At 59.7% G+C, this 19,706-nt stretch carries 17 protein-coding genes; 14 read left to right on the forward strand and 3 right to left on the reverse strand.

The features are described 5' to 3' along the window. Positions 1-60 precede the first annotated feature (60 nt). The 11 genes from V9L13_RS17925 to V9L13_RS17975 all read left to right on the forward strand — a co-directional run bounded on the left by V9L13_RS17925 (position 61) and on the right by V9L13_RS17975 (position 14,160). Entirely contained in the window at positions 61-2,859 is a 2,799-nt protein-coding gene (locus V9L13_RS17925) for an LPS-assembly protein LptD (protein WP_338800139.1), read from the forward strand. Next, positions 2,840-4,156: a peptidylprolyl isomerase SurA gene (gene surA / locus V9L13_RS17930; RefSeq protein ID WP_003228836.1), complete on the forward strand. Its 1,317-nt coding sequence runs from the start codon at positions 2,840-2,842 to the stop codon at positions 4,154-4,156. Before V9L13_RS17925 ends, surA begins: the two co-directional genes overlap by 20 nt. After that, positions 4,153-5,142, forward strand: a complete 990-nt coding sequence (gene pdxA, locus V9L13_RS17935; RefSeq protein ID WP_338800140.1) for a 4-hydroxythreonine-4-phosphate dehydrogenase PdxA — start codon at positions 4,153-4,155, stop codon at positions 5,140-5,142. Before surA ends, pdxA begins: the two co-directional genes overlap by 4 nt. Beyond that, the gene (rsmA, locus tag V9L13_RS17940) at positions 5,139-5,957 is read left to right on the forward strand and encodes a 16S rRNA (adenine(1518)-N(6)/adenine(1519)-N(6))-dimethyltransferase RsmA (protein WP_338800141.1); all 819 of its coding nucleotides are present in this window, start codon (positions 5,139-5,141) and stop codon (positions 5,955-5,957) included. Before pdxA ends, rsmA begins: the two co-directional genes overlap by 4 nt. Positions 5,958-6,071: 114 nt before the next feature. Beyond that, positions 6,072-6,452, forward strand: coding sequence for a Co2+/Mg2+ efflux protein ApaG (gene apaG / locus V9L13_RS17945; RefSeq protein WP_003228843.1), 381 nt, complete (start codon positions 6,072-6,074; stop codon positions 6,450-6,452). Then, positions 6,452-7,333 (forward strand): symmetrical bis(5'-nucleosyl)-tetraphosphatase, encoded by an 882-nt coding sequence (locus V9L13_RS17950; RefSeq protein ID WP_338800142.1) that lies wholly within the window; start codon positions 6,452-6,454, stop codon positions 7,331-7,333. Before apaG ends, V9L13_RS17950 begins: the two co-directional genes overlap by 1 nt. Positions 7,334-7,366: 33 nt before the next feature. Beyond that, positions 7,367-7,696, forward strand: coding sequence for a thiosulfate sulfurtransferase GlpE (gene glpE / locus V9L13_RS17955; protein WP_338800143.1), 330 nt, complete (start codon positions 7,367-7,369; stop codon positions 7,694-7,696). 295 nt (positions 7,697-7,991) lie between these two features. Continuing rightward, positions 7,992-9,914 (forward strand): PrkA family serine protein kinase, encoded by a 1,923-nt coding sequence (locus tag V9L13_RS17960; RefSeq protein WP_003228848.1) that lies wholly within the window; start codon positions 7,992-7,994, stop codon positions 9,912-9,914. 121 nt (positions 9,915-10,035) lie between these two features. Further along, positions 10,036-11,307, forward strand: a complete 1,272-nt coding sequence (locus V9L13_RS17965) for a YeaH/YhbH family protein (protein ID WP_003228849.1) — start codon at positions 10,036-10,038, stop codon at positions 11,305-11,307. After that, complete coding sequence (locus V9L13_RS17970; RefSeq protein WP_338800144.1) at positions 11,304-12,866, forward strand: SpoVR family protein; 1,563 nt, start codon at positions 11,304-11,306, stop codon at positions 12,864-12,866. Before V9L13_RS17965 ends, V9L13_RS17970 begins: the two co-directional genes overlap by 4 nt. Before the next feature lie 64 nt (positions 12,867-12,930). Then, positions 12,931-14,160: a multifunctional CCA addition/repair protein gene (locus V9L13_RS17975; protein ID WP_338800145.1), complete on the forward strand. Its 1,230-nt coding sequence runs from the start codon at positions 12,931-12,933 to the stop codon at positions 14,158-14,160. A gap of 84 nt (positions 14,161-14,244) precedes the next feature. On the opposite strand, the gene folK is transcribed toward V9L13_RS17975, so the two are convergent. Then, positions 14,245-14,763: a 2-amino-4-hydroxy-6-hydroxymethyldihydropteridine diphosphokinase gene (gene folK, locus V9L13_RS17980; protein ID WP_338800146.1), complete on the reverse strand. Its 519-nt coding sequence runs from the start codon at positions 14,761-14,763 to the stop codon at positions 14,245-14,247. Next, a complete protein-coding gene (gene folB, locus V9L13_RS17985; protein WP_103521083.1) occupies positions 14,754-15,110 on the reverse strand; it encodes a dihydroneopterin aldolase in 357 nt (118 codons plus the stop codon). Before folB ends, folK begins: the two co-directional genes overlap by 10 nt. A 74-nt stretch (positions 15,111-15,184) precedes the next feature. Here folB and plsY point away from each other — a divergent pair, with 74 nt between their 5' ends. Continuing rightward, on the forward strand, positions 15,185-15,754 hold the full coding sequence (gene plsY, locus V9L13_RS17990) for a glycerol-3-phosphate 1-O-acyltransferase PlsY (protein ID WP_338800147.1): 570 nt from the start codon (positions 15,185-15,187) through the stop codon (positions 15,752-15,754). Positions 15,755-15,789: 35 nt separating this feature from the next. Here plsY and tsaD read toward each other — a convergent pair whose 3' ends face one another. Beyond that, entirely contained in the window at positions 15,790-16,815 is a 1,026-nt protein-coding gene (gene tsaD / locus V9L13_RS17995; protein ID WP_338800148.1) for a tRNA (adenosine(37)-N6)-threonylcarbamoyltransferase complex transferase subunit TsaD, read from the reverse strand. Between the two features lie 199 nt (positions 16,816-17,014). Between tsaD and rpsU the strand changes: the two genes are divergently transcribed. Both rpsU and dnaG read left to right on the forward strand, forming a co-directional pair. Continuing rightward, positions 17,015-17,230 (forward strand): 30S ribosomal protein S21, encoded by a 216-nt coding sequence (rpsU, locus tag V9L13_RS18000; RefSeq protein ID WP_002551877.1) that lies wholly within the window; start codon positions 17,015-17,017, stop codon positions 17,228-17,230. Positions 17,231-17,713: 483 nt separating this feature from the next. Further along, positions 17,714-19,678, forward strand: a complete 1,965-nt coding sequence (gene dnaG, locus V9L13_RS18005) for a DNA primase (protein ID WP_338800149.1) — start codon at positions 17,714-17,716, stop codon at positions 19,676-19,678. The last annotated feature ends 28 nt before the right edge of the window (positions 19,679-19,706 follow it).

Here is a 19,706-nt window from a genome sequence, read left to right on the forward strand (position 1 = left end):
TCGAGAGGCGTGCGGCCCACACCGCGGGCAGATGGCACGCAGGAAGCCCGGACTAATAAGATGGCATTGAAATCCCCCGCGTTTCGTAAAAAATTTCCGTTGTTGGTAACCGGCAGTCTGCTGGCTATGCAACCTCTGGCCAGTCAATTCGTTGTTGCCGCCGAGCAGTATGACTGCGCCGTCTCGGCAACGGGTGGCTGGGCTTGTGCGCCCAAGACGCCGGCAGCTGCATTGCCGCCGCGTCCGGTGCATGACGGCAGTGCCGTCAGCGCCGCTGGCGAAGCCCCGGCCCAGAACGGTTCCACTTCCGACAGCGGCGCCAAGCCTGTGCTGGTCACCGAAGCCAAAGGCCGCGGCCTGAAATCCCGTAGCGAAGACTACAGTCACCTCGACTGGGTTCCGCGCGAGAAGCTCACCGCCGCCCAATTGGCCGAGACCGGTCCTTACTGCTCTGGTTCCTATATCGAACCGATTCGTCCTGGCATGAATGACAAGACGAATAAAAGTGACGCACCGACCTTTATCGGCGCCAAAGCCTCGCGCTACAACACCGAAGATCAGGTGGGTACGCTGGCCGGCGACGTGGTCCTGCGTCAGGGCAGCATGCAGGTCGAGTCCGACGAGGCGAGCCTGTACCAGGCCGAGAGCCGCGCCGAGCTCAACGGTGACGTGCGCATTCGCGACAACGGCGCGTTGATCGTCGGCGACCACGCCGATGTGCAGCTCGACACCGGTGAAGCCAAGGTCGACAACGCCGAATACGTGCTGCACAAATCGCGCATCCGCGGTAACGCGCTGTACGCCAAGCGTGCCGAAAACGCGATCATCCGCTTGAAGGACGGCACGTACACCACGTGCGAACCGAACAGCAACGCCTGGCAGCTCAAGGGCAACAACATCACCCTGAACCCTGCCACCGGCTTCGGTACCGCGACCAACGTGACACTGCGGGTCAAGGACATTCCGATCCTGTACACGCCGTACATCTACTTCCCGATCGATGACCGTCGTCAGTCGGGCTTCCTGCCGCCGACCATCGGCACCGGCAGCGACACCGGCTTCATGCTGGTCACCCCGTACTACTTCAACCTGGCACCGAACTACGATGCCACGTTGTATCCGCGCTACATGAGCAAGCGTGGCCTGTTGATGGAAGGCGAGTTCCGCTACCTGACCAAGTCCAGCGAAGGTCAGTTCGGCGCGGCGTATCTGAACGATGAAGATACCGATCGCAGCAAACAGTCTGATTACGAAAAAAATCGCTACATGTACAACTGGCAACACAAGGGTGGTCTCGACTCCCGTGTGTATACCCAGGTTGACTACACCAAGATCAGCGATCCGTACTACTTCCAGGATCTGACCACCGACCAGATCGGTGTGAAGAGCGCTGACTATGTGAACCAGCAGGGTTCGGTGACCTACCGCGGCGACAGCTACACCGCTCGCCTGAATGCGCAGCAGTACCAGTTGGCAACCGTTTCGAACATCACGCCTTACGGCCGTCTGCCGCAGATCACCTTCAATGGTCAGCTGCCGTATCACCCGGAAGGTCTGAATTTCGATTATGAGACCGAAATTGTCCGGTTCGATCGTGACCTGCAAAACGGCAACTTCACGGATGAAGATGGCACCGTTACGCCGCGCCTGGACACCAACGTACAGGGCCTGGCGCGTGCCAACGGCGACCGTCTGAACCTGAAGCCTGGCGTCAGCCTGCCGATGAACTGGACCTACGGTTTCCTGAAGCCGTCGCTCAAGTACCAGTACACCCAGTACCAACTGGATCTGGACGGCACTGGCAAATCGCAGATTGCTGCAATGTCGCCGGAAAACCAGAAGCTCAATGGCAAGTTCGACAGCAACCAGAACCGTGGCGTACCAATCGCCAGCGTCGACAGCGGCCTGTACTTCGACCGCAACACGTCGTACTTCGGCACGAACTATCGCCAGACCCTGGAACCGCGTCTGTTCTACCTCTATGTACCCAAGGTTGATCAGGAAGACATTCCAGTATTCGACACCAGTGAATACACCTTCAACTACGCGTCGTTGTTCCGCGACAACCGCTTCTCCGGCTCCGACCGCGTCGGCGACGAGAACAAGCTGTCGTTGGGTGTGACCAGCCGCTGGATCGAAGACAACGGTTTCGAGCGTCAGCGCATCAGCGTCGGCCAGGCTTACTACTTCAAGGATCGTGAAGTACAACTGCCAGGCATCGCGTTCAAGGATCGCAAAGATGCCCAGTCCGACGTATCGCCATACGCACTGGAATACGAATACCGCTGGAACCGCGACTGGCGCACCACTGCCGACTACAACTGGGACCCGGACAGCCGCAGCCCACGTTCCGGCAGTGCGATGTTCCATTACCAGCCTGAGGACAACCCGAACAAGGTCGTCAACGTCGGCTATCGCTATCGTAACGACCAGGTTCGCTACGACCAGACCACCGGCAAATGGACGGTGGGCGGTGGCGACTACGGCACCCCGGGCCAGCCTGGCTACGTGAAGGACTACTACAAGATCCAGCAGCATGACTTCTCGGTCATCTGGCCGATCGTTCCACAGTGGAGCGCGATCAGCCGCTGGCAGTACGACTACAACCGCAACCGTACGCTGGAAGCCTTCGGTGGTTTCGAGTACGACAACTGCTGCTGGAAACTTCGCCTGATCAACCGTTACTGGGTTTCCTACGACGAATTCAGTCAGGAAGCTCCGCAAAACGAAAAAGGCGACCACGGCGTCTTCCTCCAAATTGTTCTGAAGGGACTCGGCGGCCTTACCGGCGCCAAGACTGAAACCTTCCTCGACAAAGGCATCCAAGGTTATCGTCAACGTGAAGACCAAGCTTTCTGATTGTCTGCGCCCGCTGCTGCTGGGCGCGCTGTTCCTGGGTACTGCGGCCAATGCCGCAGTTCAGTCCATCGATAAAGTGGTCGCGATCGTTGATAACGACGTGGTTATGCAGAGCCAACTGGACCAGCGTGTCCACGAAGTTCAGCAGACCATCGCCAAGCGTGGCGGCGGCATGCCGCCTCCCGGCGTTCTGGATCAGCAGGTGCTCGAGCGTCTGATCGTCGAAAACCTGCAATTGCAGATCGGCGAACGCTCCGGCATCCGCATTACCGATGAAGAGCTGAACCAGGCGGTCGGCACTATCGCTCAGCGCAACAACATGACCGTGGATCAATTCCGCGCTGCTCTGGCTCACGACGGCTTGTCCTACGACGACGCCCGTGACCAGATCAAGCGCGAGATGATCATCAGCCGTGTGCGTCAGCGCCGCGTGGCAGAACGCATCCAGGTCTCCGAGCAGGAAGTGAAGAACTTCCTCGCCTCCGATCTGGGCAAGATGCAACTGTCCGAGGAGCTGCACCTGGCGAACATCCTGATTCCAACGCCGGAAAGTGCCAACTCTGAAGCGATTCAGAGCGCTTACCGTCAGGCCATGGACGTTTACCAGCAACTCAAGCAGGGCGCTGACTTCGGTCAACTGGCCGTTGCCAAGTCCGGCAGCGACAACGCTCTGGAAGGCGGCGACATGGGCTGGCGTAAAGCCGCTCAACTGCCACCTCCGTTCGATCGCGAGCTGAGCAACATGGCGGTGGGTGATATCACCCAACCGGCACGCACACCAGGTGGCTTCATCATCCTGAAAGTGCTCGGCAAGCGTGGCGGTGAAACCCAGATGCGTGATGAGGTGCATGTGCGCCACATTCTGGTCAAGCCAAGCCCGATCCGCGACGAAGCCAAGACCAAAGCGCTGGTGCAGTCGCTGTACGAGCGCATCCTGGCGGGTGAAGACTTCGCTGAACTGGCGAAGAACTACTCCGAAGACCCGGGTTCGGCGCTCAACGGCGGCGACTTGAACTGGATCGACCCGAACGCACTGGTACCGGAATTCCGCGAAGTGATGGCCAAGACCCCACAAGGTCAGCTGTCCAAGCCGTTCCAGACTCAGTACGGCTGGCACGTTCTGGAAGTCCTTGGCCGCCGCGCCACCGACAGCACCGAGCAGGCCCGCGAGCAACAGGCAATGACCGTTCTGCGTAACAAAAAATACGATGAAGAGCTGCAAAACTGGCTGCGTCAGATTCGTGAAGAAGCCTACGTAGAAATCAAACTCCCTGGTGCAGACCAGGCAGCGCAGTGAAACCCAAGCGTTTCGCGCTGACACCCGGCGAACCAGCCGGCATCGGTCCCGACCTGTGCCTGCTGCTCGCCTCGCAAGCCCAGCCACACCCCCTGATTGCCATCACCAGCCGCGACCTGCTCCTCGAGCGGGCCGCGCAGCTGGGGCTGGCCGTCACTTTGCTGGAGGTGGCGCCAGATCACTGGCCGGATGTACCGGCACCCGCCGGCAGCCTGTACGTCTGGAATACCCCGCTCAGCGCCCCCGTGGTTGCCGGGCAACTGGACAAGGCTAACGCTGCATTCGTTCTGGAAACCCTGACCCGCGCCGGCAACGGCTGTCTGAACGGCGATTTCGCCGGGATGATCACCGCTCCGGTACACAAAGGCGTGATCAACGAATCAGGCATCCCGTTCTCCGGGCATACGGAATTCCTCGCCGACCTGACCCATACCGCACAGGTGGTGATGATGCTCGCCACCCGCGGTTTGCGCGTGGCGCTGGTCACCACTCACCTGCCGCTGCGCGAGATTGCCGATGCAATCACCCCTGATCGGCTGGAGCGGGTCACACGGATTCTGCACGCCGACCTGCAAGACAAATTCGGCATCGCCCAGCCACGCATCCTGATCTGCGGACTCAACCCGCACGCCGGTGAAGGCGGACACCTGGGCCATGAAGAAATCGACATCATCGAACCTACATTAGAGCGCCTGCGCGGCGAGGGCATGGACCTTCGTGGCCCGCTGCCTGCCGACACTCTGTTTACCCCCAAATATCTGGAGCACTGCGATGCAGTGCTGGCGATGTACCACGACCAGGGCCTGCCCGTGCTGAAGTACAAAGGCTTCGGCGCCGCGGTCAACATTACCCTTGGCCTGCCGATCATCCGCACCTCGGTCGATCATGGCACCGCCCTGGATCTGGCCGGCAGCGGCAAGATCGACACCGGCAGCCTGCAGGTCGCCCTGGAAACCGCCTACCAGATGGCCGAGACCCGTTTATGACCGAGCAATACCAACACAAGGCGCGCAAACGCTTTGGCCAGAACTTCCTGCACGATGCCGGCGTCATCGACCGCATCCTGCGCTCCATCAGCGCCAAATCCGGCGACCGCATGCTGGAAATCGGCCCGGGCCAGGGCGCACTGACGGCTGGCCTGCTCAACTCCGGCGCGCAGCTCGACGTGGTGGAACTGGACAAGGACCTGATCCCGATCCTCAACCAGCAGTTCGCCGGCAAGAGCAACTTCAATCTGCATCAGGGCGATGCGCTGAAGTTCGACTTCAATACACTGAACGCCGCGCCGAACAGCCTGCGCGTGGTCGGCAACCTGCCGTATAACATCTCCACGCCGCTGATTTTCCACCTGCTGAATAACGCCGGCATCATTCGCGACATGCACTTCATGCTGCAGAAGGAAGTGGTCGAGCGCCTGGCCGCGGGCCCCGGTGGTGGCGACTGGGGTCGTCTGTCGATCATGGTTCAGTACCATTGCCGCGTGGAACACCTGTTCAACGTCGGCCCGGGCGCGTTCAACCCGCCGCCGAAGGTCGACTCGGCCATCGTCCGTCTGGTGCCGCACACCGTATTGCCGCACCCGGCCAAGGATCATCGCCTGCTCGAGCGCGTGGTACGCGAAGCGTTCAACCAGCGCCGCAAAACCCTGCGCAACACCCTCAAGCAATTGATGACCGCTGCCGAGATCGAAGCCGCCGGCGTCGATGGCAGCCTGCGCCCCGAGCAACTGGACCTGGCCGCATTCGTGCGCCTGGCCGACAAGCTCAGCGAACAAGCCCCGCAAGCCCCCGCCGCCGACTGACCGGCGATGAACGCTATCGGGCAGGACGCCACTCTGGTTTACTGCCCGATACTTGCCTAGACTGATTCCCCATCAGCTACGCCTCGCGTTCCGCTTTGCTTAAGGCCCTTTTGCATGTCCGATTCTCGCTATCAGGTCGATGTCAGTGTCGTCACCCACTATCTGGCAGACCAATCGCAACCCGAGCACAACCGCTTCGCCTTCGCCTACACCATCACCGTGCAAAACAATGGCGCGCTCCCGGCCAAGCTGTTGTCGCGGCATTGGGTGATCACCGATGGTGACGGGCATGTCGAAGAAGTGCGCGGCGCCGGTGTCGTCGGTCAGCAACCTCTGATCGACACAGGCAAGAGCCACACTTACAGCAGCGGCACAGTGATGACCACCAAGGTCGGCACCATGCAGGGCTCTTATGAAATGGTCGCCGACGACGGCAAGCATTTCGACGCGATCATCAAGCCCTTCCGCCTCGCCGTACCCGGAGCCTTGCACTGATGACGACGTACGCCGTCGGCGACCTGCAAGGCTGCCTCGAACCGCTCAAATGTCTGCTCAAGCAAGTGGCTTTCGACCCGGAGCTCGATCGGCTGTGGCTGGTCGGCGACCTGGTCAACCGCGGCCCGCAATCGCTGGAGACCCTGCGTTTTCTCTACGGCATGCGTGACTCGCTGGTTTGCGTACTGGGTAACCATGACCTGCACCTGCTCGCTGCGGCCAACAACATTGAGCGCCTGAAGAAATCCGATACCCTGCGCGAGATCATTGAAGCCCCCGACGCGGCCGATCTGCTCGAGTGGCTGCGCCAGCAAAAGCTCATGCACTACGACGAGCAACGCGAAATTGCCATGGTGCATGCGGGCATTCCTCCGCAGTGGTCCTTGCGCAAGGCCCTGAAGTACGCGGCCGAGGCCGAAGCGGCATTGCGTGACGACAACCTGTTTCCGCTTTACCTGGACGGCATGTACGGCAATGAGCCGGCGAAATGGGACAGCGAGCTCACGGGCGTGACCCGCCTGCGCGTCATCACCAACTATTTCACCCGCATGCGCTTCTGCACCGCCGAGGGCAAGCTCGACCTCAAGAGCAAGGAAGGCCTCGACACCGCCCCGCCGGGCTACAAGCCCTGGTTCCAGCACAAGGAGCGCAAGACCCGCGGTCTGCGGATCATCTTCGGTCACTGGGCTGCGCTGGAAGGCGATGTTCACGAACCAGGCATCTCGGCGCTCGACACCGGTTGTGTCTGGGGCGGCAGCCTGACGCTGATGAACGTCGACAGCGGCGAGCGCGTGTCGTGCAAATGCGATGAGCACGGCGGGCTTGTACCAACCGTCACCCCACTTATCCCCGAAACTCCGCCAGTCAGCGCCCCGCGTTAGACTGCGTATTCTGCCGAGCTACAGGAACCCGCCATGAGCGAATTCAAACGAATCCCCCCGGAACAGGCCCAGGCCCTGCGTGAACGAGGCGCAGTCGTGGTTGATGTCCGTGATCCCGCCACCTTTGCCGCACTGCATATCAGTGGCTCGAAGCATTTGGACAACCATTCCTTGCACGCTTTTATCCAAGGCGCCGATCTTGATGCACCGACTGTCGTCGTTTGCTATCACGGCAATTCCAGCCAGGGTGCGGCCGCCTACCTGATCAGCCAGGGCTTCTCCGACGTCTACAGCATGGACGGCGGTTTCGAGTTGTGGCGTACGACTTATCCTGCAGAAACCGCGCAAGGCACGCCCGAATAATTTTTTTTGTCACGCGCAGGCCCCGGCTGCCGTGGGCCTGCGCAGGGCAGACGAACGGTCTGCCACAACTAATTACGTATCTCCCCTTTACCTCCCGAATTCCCAACTATCCTTAAGCCCAGGCCATCCAAAACAGGGGAGAGCCGGTACACCGGCGCACGGGTCATCGGGAGTGACTTTCAAGGTTGTCGACCGCGAAAGTGTTCTGGGGGGTAAACAAGTGGCCACAGCGGCTGCTTGCCAGCATCGACTGAGTGATCCGGCGTCGGCTCCACGTATCGAGCGAGGTGACGTCATGAGTATCTTTAGCCACTTCCAACAACGCTTCGAGTCCACACGCCAGGAAGAACTCTCGCTGCAAGAGTACCTGGAACTGTGCAAGAAAGACCGGAGCGCCTACGTTTCCGCCGCCGAGCGTCTATTGATGGCCATCGGCGAACCGGAACTGCTCGACACATCGACCAATTCGAGGCTGTCGCGCATCTTCTCCAACAAGGTGATCCGTCGCTATCCGGCCTTTGAAGACTTCCACGGGATGGAAGAATGCATCGACCAGATCGTCTCGTATTTCCGCCATGCCGCCCAAGGCCTGGAAGAGAAGAAACAGATCCTCTACCTGCTCGGCCCCGTTGGTGGCGGTAAATCGTCCCTGGCCGAGAAGCTGAAACAGCTGATGGAAAAGGTGCCCTTCTACGCGATCAAGGGTTCGCCGGTATTCGAATCGCCCCTGGGTCTGTTCAACGCCACCGAAGATGGCGCGATCCTCGAGGAAGATTTCGGCATTCCACGGCGCTACCTGAACACCATCATGTCGCCCTGGGCGACCAAACGCCTGGCCGAATTCGGTGGCGACATCAGCCAGTTCCGCGTGGTCAAGTTGTACCCGTCGATCCTCAATCAGATCGCCGTGGCCAAAACCGAACCGGGCGACGAGAACAACCAGGACATCTCGGCGCTGGTCGGTAAGGTCGACATTCGCAAACTCGAGGAATACCCACAGAACGACGCCGACGCCTACAGCTACTCCGGTGCGCTGTGCCGGGCCAACCAGGGCCTGATGGAATTCGTCGAAATGTTCAAGGCACCGATCAAGGTGCTGCACCCATTGCTGACCGCCACCCAGGAAGGCAACTACAACAGTACCGAAGGCCTCGGCGCGATTCCGTTCACCGGGATCCTGCTCGCGCACTCCAACGAATCGGAGTGGCACACTTTCCGCAACAACAAGAACAACGAAGCCTTCATCGACCGGATCTACATCGTCAAAGTGCCGTACTGCCTGCGCGTCAGCGACGAGGTCAAGATCTACGACAAGTTGCTGTTCAACAGTTCGCTGGCGAAGGCCCACTGCGCACCGGACACTCTGAAGATGCTGGCGCAGTTCACCGTGTTATCTCGCCTCAAGGAGCCGGAAAACTCCAACATCTATTCGAAGATGCGCGTCTACGACGGGGAAAACCTCAAGGACACCGATCCGAAGGCCAAATCGATTCAGGAATACCGCGACTCGGCCGGCGTCGACGAGGGCATGAACGGCCTGTCGACCCGCTTCGCGTTCAAGATCCTGTCCAAGGTGTTCAACTTCGATCCGCATGAAATCGCCGCCAACCCGGTGCACCTGCTGTATGTGCTGGAACAGCAGATCGAACAGGAACAGTTCCAGGCCGAGACTCGCGAACGCTACCTGCGCTACCTCAAGGAATACCTGGCGCCGCGTTATATCGAATTCATCGGCAAGGAGATCCAGACCGCGTACCTGGAGTCTTACAGCGAATACGGGCAAAACATCTTCGACCGCTACGTGCTGTATGCAGACTTCTGGATTCAGGATCAGGAATACCGCGACCCGGAAACCGGCGAGATTCTCAACCGTGTCGCCCTGAACGAAGAACTGGAGAAAATCGAGAAGCCGGCCGGCATCAGCAATCCGAAGGATTTCCGCAACGAAATCGTCAACTTCGTATTGCGCGCCCGAGCCAACAACAACGGCAAGAATCCGACCTGGCTCAGCTACGAAAAACTGCGGGTGGTCATCGAGAAAAAAATGTTCTCGAACACCGAAGACCTGCTGCCAGTCATCAGCTTCAATGCCAAGGCCAGCAAAGAGGATCAACAGAAACACAACGACTTCGTTACTCGAATGGTCGAACGCGGCTACACCGACAAACAGGTACGACTGCTGTCCGAGTGGTACCTGCGGGTCCGGAAGTCGCAGTGAAGCAGTTGCAAGCTTCTAGCTATCAGCTGCAAGAACAAAGCGCGTAACCCACAGATGCCCGGGAACCTGCTTTTACTTGCAGCTTGAAGCTCACAACTTGAAGCTGCCCGGAGGGCTTCCTATGAGTTATGTGATCGACCGACGCCTCAATGGCAAGAACAAGAGCACGGTGAATCGCCAGCGCTTCCTGCGGCGTTACCGTGATCACATCAAGAAGGCTGTCGAAGAGGCGGTCAGCCGGCGTTCCATCACCGATATGGAACACGGCGAACAGATCAGCATTCCCGGTCGCGACATCGACGAACCGGTGCTTCATCACGGTCGCGGCGGCAAGCAGACCGTGGTTCATCCCGGCAACAAGGAATTCACTGCCGGCGAACATATCGCCCGTCCACCGGGGGGTGGCGGCGGACGCGGTCCGGGCAAGGCCGGCAATTCCGGCGAGGGCATGGACGAGTTCGTCTTCCAGATCACCCAGGAAGAATTCCTCGAATTCATGTTCGAGGACCTCGAACTGCCGAATCTGGTGAAACGCAACCTCAGTGGTACCGACACGTTCAAGACTGTGCGCGCAGGGATCAGCAACGAGGGTAACCCGTCGCGGATCAACATCATCCGCACCCTGCGCTCGGCTCACGCCAGGCGCATTGCGCTGTCCGGCAGCAGCCGTGCCAAACTGCGCGAGGCCAAAGAGGAACTGGCGCGATTAAAGCGTGAAGAGCCGGATAACTTCGGCGATATTCAGGAACTCGAAGCGGAAATCGAAAAACTCAGCGCGCGCATTCATCGCGTGCCGTTTCTCGACACCTTCGACCTCAAGTACAACCTGCTGATCAAGCAACCCAACCCCAGCTCGAAAGCGGTGATGTTCTGCCTGATGGACGTTTCCGGCTCGATGACCCAGGCGACCAAAGACATCGCCAAACGCTTTTTCATCCTGCTGTACCTGTTCCTCAAGCGCAATTACGACAAGATCGACGTCGTGTTCATCCGCCACCACACCAGCGCCCGGGAAGTGGACGAGGAAGAGTTCTTCTATTCACGGGAAACCGGCGGCACCATCGTCTCCAGCGCGCTGAAGCTGATGCAGGAGATCATGGCCGAGCGTTACCCGAGCAACGAATGGAACATCTATGCCGCGCAGGCTTCCGACGGCGACAACTGGAACGATGACTCGCCGATCTGCCGCGACATCCTGATCAACCAGATCATGCCGTTTGTGCAGTACTACACTTATGTGGAGATCACCCCGCGCGAGCACCAGGCCCTCTGGTACGAATACGAACGCATTGCCGAAGCCTTTTCCGACACGTTTGCCCAGCAGCAGCTGGTCTCGGCCGGGGATATCTATCCGGTCTTCCGTGAACTCTTCCAGCGCAGGTTAGTGACATGACCGCCAAAGAGCAGAAACGCCAACCCATCTCCACCGGCTCCGAATGGACGTTCGAGCTGATCCAGGCCTACGACCGCGAAATCGCCCGGATTGCGGCCGGCTACGCGCTGGATACCTATCCCAACCAGATCGAAGTGATCACCGCCGAGCAGATGATGGATGCCTATGCCTCGGTCGGCATGCCACTGGGCTATCACCACTGGTCCTACGGCAAACACTTCCTCAGCACCGAGAAATCCTACAGCCGCGGCCAGATGGGGCTGGCCTACGAAATCGTGATCAACTCGGACCCGTGCATCGCCTACCTGATGGAGGAAAACACCATCTGCATGCAGGCGCTGGTGGTCGCTCACGCGTGCTACGGGCACAACAGTTTCTTCAAGGGCAACTACCTGTTCCGCACCTGGACTGACGCCAGCTCGATCATCGATTACCTGGTGTTCGCCAAGCAGTACATCATGCAATGCGAAGAGCGCCACGGTATCGACGCGGTGGAGGACCTGCTCGACTCCTGCCATGCGCTGATGAACTACGGAGTCGACCGCTACAAGCGCCCGTATCCGATCTCCGCCGAGGAAGAACGCCGGCGGCAGAAAGATCGCGAAGAGCACATGCAGAAGCAGATCAACGATCTGTGGCGCACCATCCCCAAAGGCGCGGACAAATACAGCGACAAGGACAACGCGCGCTTCCCGGCCGAACCGCAGGAAAACATCCTGTACTTCATCGAGAAACACGCGCCTCTGCTTGAGCCGTGGCAACGGGAGATCGTGCGGATCGTACGCAAGATCGCCCAGTATTTTTATCCACAGCGCCAGACTCAGGTGATGAACGAAGGCTGGGCCACGTTCTGGCACTACACGCTGATGAACGACCTGTACGACGAGGGCCTGGTGACCGACGGCTTCATGATGGAATTCCTCACCTCGCACACCAGCGTGGTGTTCCAGCCCGGCTTCGACAGTCCTTACTACAACGGGATCAACCCCTACGCACTGGGTTTCGCGATGTATCGCGACATCCGCCGCATGTGCGAAAACCCCACCGAGGAAGACCGGCGCTGGTTCCCGGACATCGCCGGCTCTGACTGGCTGTCGACGATCAAGTTCGCCATGAGCAGCTTCAAGGACGAGAGTTTCATCCTGCAATACCTGTCACCGAAGGTGATCCGCGATCTGAAGCTGTTCAGCATCCTCGATGACGATCAGAAGGACGATTTGCTGGTACCGGCGATCCATGACGAAACCGGCTACCGGATCATCCGTGAAACCCTGGCCGCGCAGTACAACCTCGGCAACCGCGAGCCCAACGTGCAGATCTACAGCATCGACCGGCGCGGCGACCGCTCGCTGACCCTGCGTCACCAGCAACATGACCGCAAACCCTTGGGCGACTCCACCGACGAGGTACTGAAACATCTGCACCGGTTGTGGGGCTTCGACATTCATCTGGAAACCCTGCAGGGTGACCAGATCATGAAAACCCACCATGTACCGCCGCGAAGTGAACACAGCGAAGGCGATTACGGTCGGCTCGACTTGGCCGTGATTCATCTTTAGATGCGGCTCTGACCTCCGAAAGTCCGGCGCAGGGGTTATCCTGTCGGGCTAACGGAGGTTTTTTATGCAGATTTTCAAGGTTGGCGGCGCGGTGCGCGATCGCTTGCTCGGCTTACCGGTAACCGATATTGATTGGGTGGTGGTTGGCGCCACGGCAGACGAGATGCTCGCCAAGGGTTATCGCCCGGTTGGAGCGGATTTTCCGGTATTCCTTCACCCCAAGACCGGCGAGGAATACGCCCTCGCCCGCACCGAACGCAAAAGCGGTCGCGGTTATGGCGGCTTCACCTTTCACGCCAGCCCCGAAGTCACCCTCGAAGAAGACCTGATCCGCCGTGATCTGACGATCAACGCGATCGCCGAAGACGACCAGCAAAACCTGACCGATCCGTATCATGGCCAGCGCGATCTCGAAGCGCGCATCCTGCGCCACGTTTCCCCCGCATTCGCCGAAGATCCGCTCCGTGTGCTGCGCGTTGCGCGCTTTGCTGCCCGATATGCCAGTCTTGGCTTCGCTGTCGCACCAGAAACACTGGAACTGATGCGCCAGCTCAGTGAGTCCGGTGAACTGCAGGCGCTGACCGCCGAACGCAGCTGGAAAGAAATCTCCCGCGCACTGATGGAAGATCAGCCGCAGGTATTCATCCAGGTGCTGCGCGACTGTGGCGCCTTGAAAGTATTGATGCCGGAAGTCGACGCGCTGTTCGGCGTACCGCAACCGGAGGCTCATCATCCGGAAATCGACACCGGCCTGCACACTCTCAGCGTTCTGGAGCAATCAGCGCTGCACGAACAACCGCTAACGGTACGCTGGGCTTGTCTGCTGCATGACCTCGGCAAAGGCCTGACGCCGGAAAAAGAGTGGCCACGACATATCGCCCATGAACACACCGGGTTGAAGCTGATCAAAGCGGTCAACGAACGCTTCAAGGCACCGAAGGACTGCCAGGAACTGGCGTTGCTAGTCGGCGAGTACCACACCCATGGCCACCGCGCCCTGGAGCTGAAGGCGTCGACCTTGCTGGAGCTGCTGCAGAGCTTTGACGTGTATCGCCGCCCGCAGCGTTTTGAGGAATTCATCGTCGCCTGCGAGATGGATGCCCGTGGACGCAAGGGCCTGGAGCAACGCAGTTACCCACAGGCGGATTATCTGCGCGGCGCTGCCAAGGCTGCACGGGAAGTCGCGGTGCAGCCGTTGCTGGAGAAGGGATTCAAAGGCCCGGAACTGGGCGAAGCGCTGAAGCGAGAACGACTGAAGGCGCTAAAAGCCTACAAAGACGAGGCGTCAGCCTGAAAAGCTTCGCGAGCAAGCCCGCTCCCACAAGGGGAATGCATTGCAAATGTGGGAGCGGGCTTGCTCGCGAAAGCGGCAGTTAATTCAACGCAAATCCGAAGACGTCAGCTGCTGCCCACGCCACTCAAAGGCCACCGGCGCCAACACCTGATCGATCTGCGCCTCGGCCCACAACGTCGCGAAGCTTTTTCCCACACCAGGATGTACCCGATCCGGCGCAATCAGCGACAGCGGCCACAGCACAAAGGCGTTTTTCAGGATTTCGGCACGCGGCAGAATCAAGCCGTCGAAGTTACCGGTCAGATCGCCGTATAACAGCACGTCGATATCCAGCGGCAGCCCCTTGCGATCCGGCGCATAGCGACCGTTATCGGCTTCGATGAATTTCAGGCGCCGATCCAGCTCCATCAACGGCAGATCGGTCAGCGCCGAGACCACGAAGTTGTAGAACGGCCCGCTCTTGATCCCCACCGGCTGACTCTCGAACACCGCCGAACAGCGCATATCCACCAGAAACGTCGCCAATGCGTCGAGTCCGGCGCGCAAATGGGTTTCGCGCTCGATATTGCTACCGAGCCCGAGGTACACCTGAGTCAGCGACATCCGCGCTCGATCTCCACACCCACACCACCCTTGGCTGCCGGCACGGCACCAGGCTTGGTCAGCTTCAGACGAACCCAGGTGATCTTGAATTCAGCCATCAGCACTTCGACCAGACGCTCGGCAAAGGTCTCGACCAGTTGATACTGCGCCTGCTCGGCAAAGGCCTGGATGCGCGTGGAAACGCTGGCGTAATCGAGCGCCAGGGTCAGGTCGTCACCGGCCGCTGCCGGGCGATTGTCCCAGGCGAAGCTCAGATCAAGACGCAAGCACTGTCGGATGCCGCGCTCCCAGTCGTAGGCACCGATCACGGTGTCAACTTCCAGGCCCTCGATAAACACTCTGTCCAAGCACTTTTCTCCGCTGCACGACAAGGGCGCAATGCGCCGTTAGAATCAGGGCGTCCTCGCCCGGAATAGTTAGCATGTTTTGGTTAGTGGCGATCCTCGCCTACCTGCTCGGCTCTCTGTCCTTCGCCATTTTGCTCAGCCGCCTGACCGGAAATCCGGATCCGCGAATGAGTGGCTCGGGTAATGCCGGCGCCACCAACATGCTGCGCCTGGCCGGTCGCAAACTGGCGATCCTGACCCTGCTGGGTGATCTGTGCAAAGGCCTGGTACCGGTGCTGATCGCAGCGGCCATGGGCCTTTCGCTGCAGGATCAGGCCTGGATCGGCGTGTGCGCCGTGATCGGTCACCTGTTCCCGCTGTACTTCCGTTTTCGCGGCGGCAAAGGCGTCGCCACGGCTGCCGGCATGTTGCTGGGCCTGTATCCGCCCGCCGCACTGCTTGCGGTGTGCGCCTGGCTGCTGACGTTCTACCTGACCCGCACCAGCTCGCTGGCGGCGCTGATTGCCACGCCCCTGACCCTGCCCTTGCTTGCGTGGCAAGAACCGGAGGCGCTACTGCCGATGAGCGCGTTGACGCTGCTGATCGTCTGGCGCCACCGCGGCAATCTACGCGACCTGTTTGCCGGGCGCGAACGGCATTTTTAAATACCGCTCAGCCACACCGCCAATCACACCGCCCTTCACAGCGCCGACAACTGCTCCATCGGCCAGCGCGCCTGCACGCTGATCGCCAGACTTTCCTGCTGACCGACCTGCAAACGCTGGCAACCGGCAAACGCGATCATCGCGCCATTGTCGGTGCAGAACTCGGGACGGGCATAGAACACCTCGCCCTGCATGTCGCCGAGCATCTTTTCCAGCGATGCGCGCAACGCTTTGTTGGCGCTGACGCCGCCAGCGATCACCAAACGCTTCATGCCCGCGTGTTTCAGCGCGCGCTTGCACTTGATGGTCAAAGTCTCCACCACGGCCTGCTGGAACGCCAGCGCGATGTCGCAACGGGCTTGCTCGCTGTCGTCCCCGGCGCTGACGCATTGCTGCCAGGTGTTGAGGGCAAAGGTTTTCAAGCCGCTGAAGCTGAAATCCAGGCCCGGGCGATCGCACATTGGACGCGGGAAAGTGAAACGTCCTGCAACGCCCTTCTCGGCCAGCTTGGCGATTTCCGGCCCGCCCGGATAATTGAGGCCCATCATTTTCGCGGTTTTGTCGAACGCTTCGCCGGCAGCATCGTCGAGCGTCTCGCCGAGCAGGCTGTATTGGCCAATGCCATCGACCTGAACCAGCTGCGTATGACCACCGGAAACCAACAAAGCGACGAACGGGAATTCCGGCGGTTTTGGCTCCAGCATTGGCGCCAGCAAGTGGCCTTCCATGTGGTGCACTCCGAGTGCCGGAATACCCCAGGCAAACGCCAGCGCCTGCGCGCAAGAGGCACCGACCAGCAGCGCTCCGACCAGGCCCGGGCCCGCGGTGTAAGCGATCGCGTCGATCTCGGTCGGCACGCAGTCAGCCTCGGCCAACACCTGACGAATCAAGGGCAGCATGCGCTTGACGTGGTCACGCGAGGCCAGCTCCGGCACCACACCGCCATAAATGCGGTGCAGGTCGATCTGACTGAACAGCGCGTCGGCCAGCAGGCCGCGTTCGCTGTCGTATAAAGCGACGCCGGTTTCGTCGCAGGACGTTTCTAATCCCAGTACTAGCATGGGTTTGCGCCTTGTTTAGGCTGAATTCGAAGGCGCGCATAATAGTCGCCATGCGATGCCCCGACTAGCGGTTTTCGATCAGAGGCTTTGCATTCCGAGCGATGAGGGGTTAACATCCGCAACCCTTAAAAACCGACGTCTTCAAGTGCTCTTTTGCCGCGAGGATGTTGACCCCGGTAATGAATGAAGGTAGCTCTGGATGCCAGCCGTCAAAGTTAAAGAGAACGAACCCTTCGACGTAGCTCTGCGTCGTTTCAAGCGCTCCTGCGAAAAAGCCGGTGTACTGGCTGAAGTTCGTAGCCGCGAATTTTACGAGAAGCCAACTTCTGAGCGTAAGCGCAAAGCAGCAGCCGCTGTTAAGCGTCACGCCAAGAAAGTTCAGCGCGAACAGCGCCGCGCCGTTCGTCTGTACTAATACACAGACGATCGTAGCAAGCTTCTTGCCTAAGCCCGGCCCTCAGCCGGGCTAATGGCATTTGCGTAAAACGCTTGATGCTTCACCGTCGAAGCCGCACATGCGATCGAGACAAAACTGCTTCACCGCGTCAGGCCTGGCTCTTTTGCCAGCGGTGCACGTCTTTTCTGACGAGCCTTTCAAGGCTACTGACGAGCACACCCACTGATTCCTCTCACGACGATCAGCCCAAGGCACCTGCATGCGTGCCCGTTTTATTGAGCTATCCGAGGCCATTTATCGGCCGTCAGCGGATTCAGCGCAACACTTTCAAATAGTCGAAGACTGATAGGCACTAACGTCAGTGGATTTTCGGCAGATACACTTCCCGACAGCGATCACGCAAACGACACCGGTCGAGCCGCCCATTTTGTGCGCTTCACTCAAGACCTGCGTCCGGCCGCCCTTCGCATCGGACTCATTACAAGCACAGACGAGAACGCCATGGCCGGGCTGATTCCCCAGAGCTTTATTGACGACCTCCTGAACCGCACCGACATCGTCGACGTGGTCAGCTCGCGCGTGCAACTGAAAAAGGCCGGCAAGAACTACACCGCCTGCTGCCCGTTTCATAAAGAGAAAACCCCGTCGTTCAGCGTCAGCCCCGACAAGCAGTTCTATTACTGCTTCGGCTGCGGCGCCGGCGGCAACGCCCTCGGCTTTCTCATGGACCACGACAACCTGGATTTCCCCCAGGCCGTCGAGGACCTGGCCAAAGCCGCCGGCATGGAAATCCCCCGCGAGGAAAGCGGTCGCCCGCACAAACCGCGGCAACCAACCGATTCGCCACTGTATCCGCTGCTCACCGCCGCCGCCGATTTTTACCGGCAGGCGCTCAAGAGCCATCCCGCACGCAAAGCCGCCGTGGATTACCTCAAGGGCCGTGGCCTGACTGGCGAGATCGCCCGGGACTTCGGCCTGGGTTTCGCACCGCCTGGCTGGGACAATCTGTTCAAGCATTTGAGCAGCGACACGTTGCAGCAGAAAGCCATGATCGACGCCGGCCTGCTGATCGAGAACGCTGAAACCGGCAAACGCTATGACCGCTTTCGCGATCGCGTCATGTTCCCGATCCGTGATACCCGTGGCCGGATCATCGCTTTCGGTGGCAGGGTACTGGGTGACGACAAGCCGAAATACCTGAACTCGCCGGAAACCCCGGTGTTCCATAAAGGCCAGGAACTCTACGGCCTCTATGAAGCACGCAAGAACAACCGCAATCTCGATGAAATCATCGTCGTCGAAGGCTACATGGACGTCATCGCCCTTGCCCAGCAAGGCTTGCGCAATGCCGTCGCGACCCTGGGCACAGCGACCAGCGAAGAACACCTCAAGCGCCTGTTTCGCGTCGTGCCGAACGTTCTGTTCTGTTTCGACGGCGACCAGGCCGGCCGCAACGCCGCATGGCGCGCCCTGGAAGCAACACTGCCGTGCCTGCAGGATGGACGCCGCGCGCGCTTCCTGTTTCTCCCGGAAGGCGAAGACCCGGACACCCTGGTTCGCGCCGAAGGCACTGACGCTTTCAAGGCTCGCATCAATCAGCATGCGCAGCCGCTGGCAGACTATTTCTTCCAGCAACTGACCGAGGAAGCCGATCCGCGCTCGCTCGAAGGCAAGGCTCACATGGCCACCCTCGCCGCACCGTTGATCGACAAAGTGCCGGGCGCCAACCTGCGCATCCTGATGCGTCAGCGCCTGACCGAAATCACCGGTCTGAGCAGCGAAACCGTCAGTCAGCTGGCCCAAAGCGCACCACAGGAAGCGCCGCCCGCCTACGATCCGGGCATCGATTACGACGCAATGCCGGACTACAGCGACTACCATCAGCCGCAGGCACAGGATATGTACGTGCCGCAGCAGGAGTGGACGCCAAAGAAACCCGGCGCCGGCGGCAAGAAATGGGACAAGAAACCCTGGGACAAGAACGGCAAGCGCGGCGGTGATCGCGACCAACAGCGCCCACGCACGCCGATTGGCGTCGAGTCGCCAACCCTGACCGCCCTTCGTACATTGCTGCACCACCCGCAACTGGCCAAGCGCGTTGAAGACGCCGGACACATTGCGGACGAAAATCAGACCAACGCACAGTTACTTGTGGCGCTGCTCGAGGCCGTACAGAAGAATCCCAAGCTAAACTCATTTCAGTTGATCGCGCGATGGCACGGCACTGAACAAGGTCGGTTGCTCAAGGCACTGGCGGAAAAGGAGTGGCTGATTGACGGAGAAAACCTTGAACAACAGTTTTTCGACACCATTACTAGCTTGTCAGCCCGCCAACGCGAGCGAAATCTGGAACAGTTGCTCAGGAAAGCGCGTCAAAGCGAACTGAGCGTCGAAGAGAAAAATCAACTGCGCGACCTTCTAAGTCGCAATGTTTCCGCATCAAACCCGACCTCAACTGGCGCGTGAGGTCATAGCTCAGGTATAATCCTCGGCT

Source organism: Pseudomonas sp. RSB 5.4 (assembly GCF_037126175.1).
GTDB lineage: Bacteria > Pseudomonadota > Gammaproteobacteria > Pseudomonadales > Pseudomonadaceae > Aquipseudomonas > Aquipseudomonas fluorescens_H.

What these genes read in the sequence shown, in the direction of transcription:
- V9L13_RS17925 (WP_338800139.1), top strand. Translation starts at nt 61, where the DNA reads ATGGCATTGAAATCCCCCGCGTTTCGTAAAAAATTTCCGTTGTTGGTA.
- rsmA (WP_338800141.1), top strand. Translation starts at nt 5,139, where the DNA reads ATGACCGAGCAATACCAACACAAGGCGCGCAAACGCTTTGGCCAGAAC.
- apaG (WP_003228843.1), top strand. Translation starts at nt 6,072, where the DNA reads ATGTCCGATTCTCGCTATCAGGTCGATGTCAGTGTCGTCACCCACTAT.
- V9L13_RS17950 (WP_338800142.1), top strand. Translation starts at nt 6,452, where the DNA reads ATGACGACGTACGCCGTCGGCGACCTGCAAGGCTGCCTCGAACCGCTC.
- glpE (WP_338800143.1), top strand. Translation starts at nt 7,367, where the DNA reads ATGAGCGAATTCAAACGAATCCCCCCGGAACAGGCCCAGGCCCTGCGT.
- V9L13_RS17960 (WP_003228848.1), top strand. Translation starts at nt 7,992, where the DNA reads ATGAGTATCTTTAGCCACTTCCAACAACGCTTCGAGTCCACACGCCAG.
- V9L13_RS17965 (WP_003228849.1), top strand. Translation starts at nt 10,036, where the DNA reads ATGAGTTATGTGATCGACCGACGCCTCAATGGCAAGAACAAGAGCACG.
- V9L13_RS17970 (WP_338800144.1), top strand. Translation starts at nt 11,304, where the DNA reads ATGACCGCCAAAGAGCAGAAACGCCAACCCATCTCCACCGGCTCCGAA.
- V9L13_RS17975 (WP_338800145.1), top strand. Translation starts at nt 12,931, where the DNA reads ATGCAGATTTTCAAGGTTGGCGGCGCGGTGCGCGATCGCTTGCTCGGC.
- folK (WP_338800146.1), bottom strand. Translation starts at nt 14,763, where the DNA reads ATGTCGCTGACTCAGGTGTACCTCGGGCTCGGTAGCAATATCGAGCGC.
- plsY (WP_338800147.1), top strand. Translation starts at nt 15,185, where the DNA reads ATGTTTTGGTTAGTGGCGATCCTCGCCTACCTGCTCGGCTCTCTGTCC.
- tsaD (WP_338800148.1), bottom strand. Translation starts at nt 16,815, where the DNA reads ATGCTAGTACTGGGATTAGAAACGTCCTGCGACGAAACCGGCGTCGCT.
- rpsU (WP_002551877.1), top strand. Translation starts at nt 17,015, where the DNA reads ATGCCAGCCGTCAAAGTTAAAGAGAACGAACCCTTCGACGTAGCTCTG.
- dnaG (WP_338800149.1), top strand. Translation starts at nt 17,714, where the DNA reads ATGGCCGGGCTGATTCCCCAGAGCTTTATTGACGACCTCCTGAACCGC.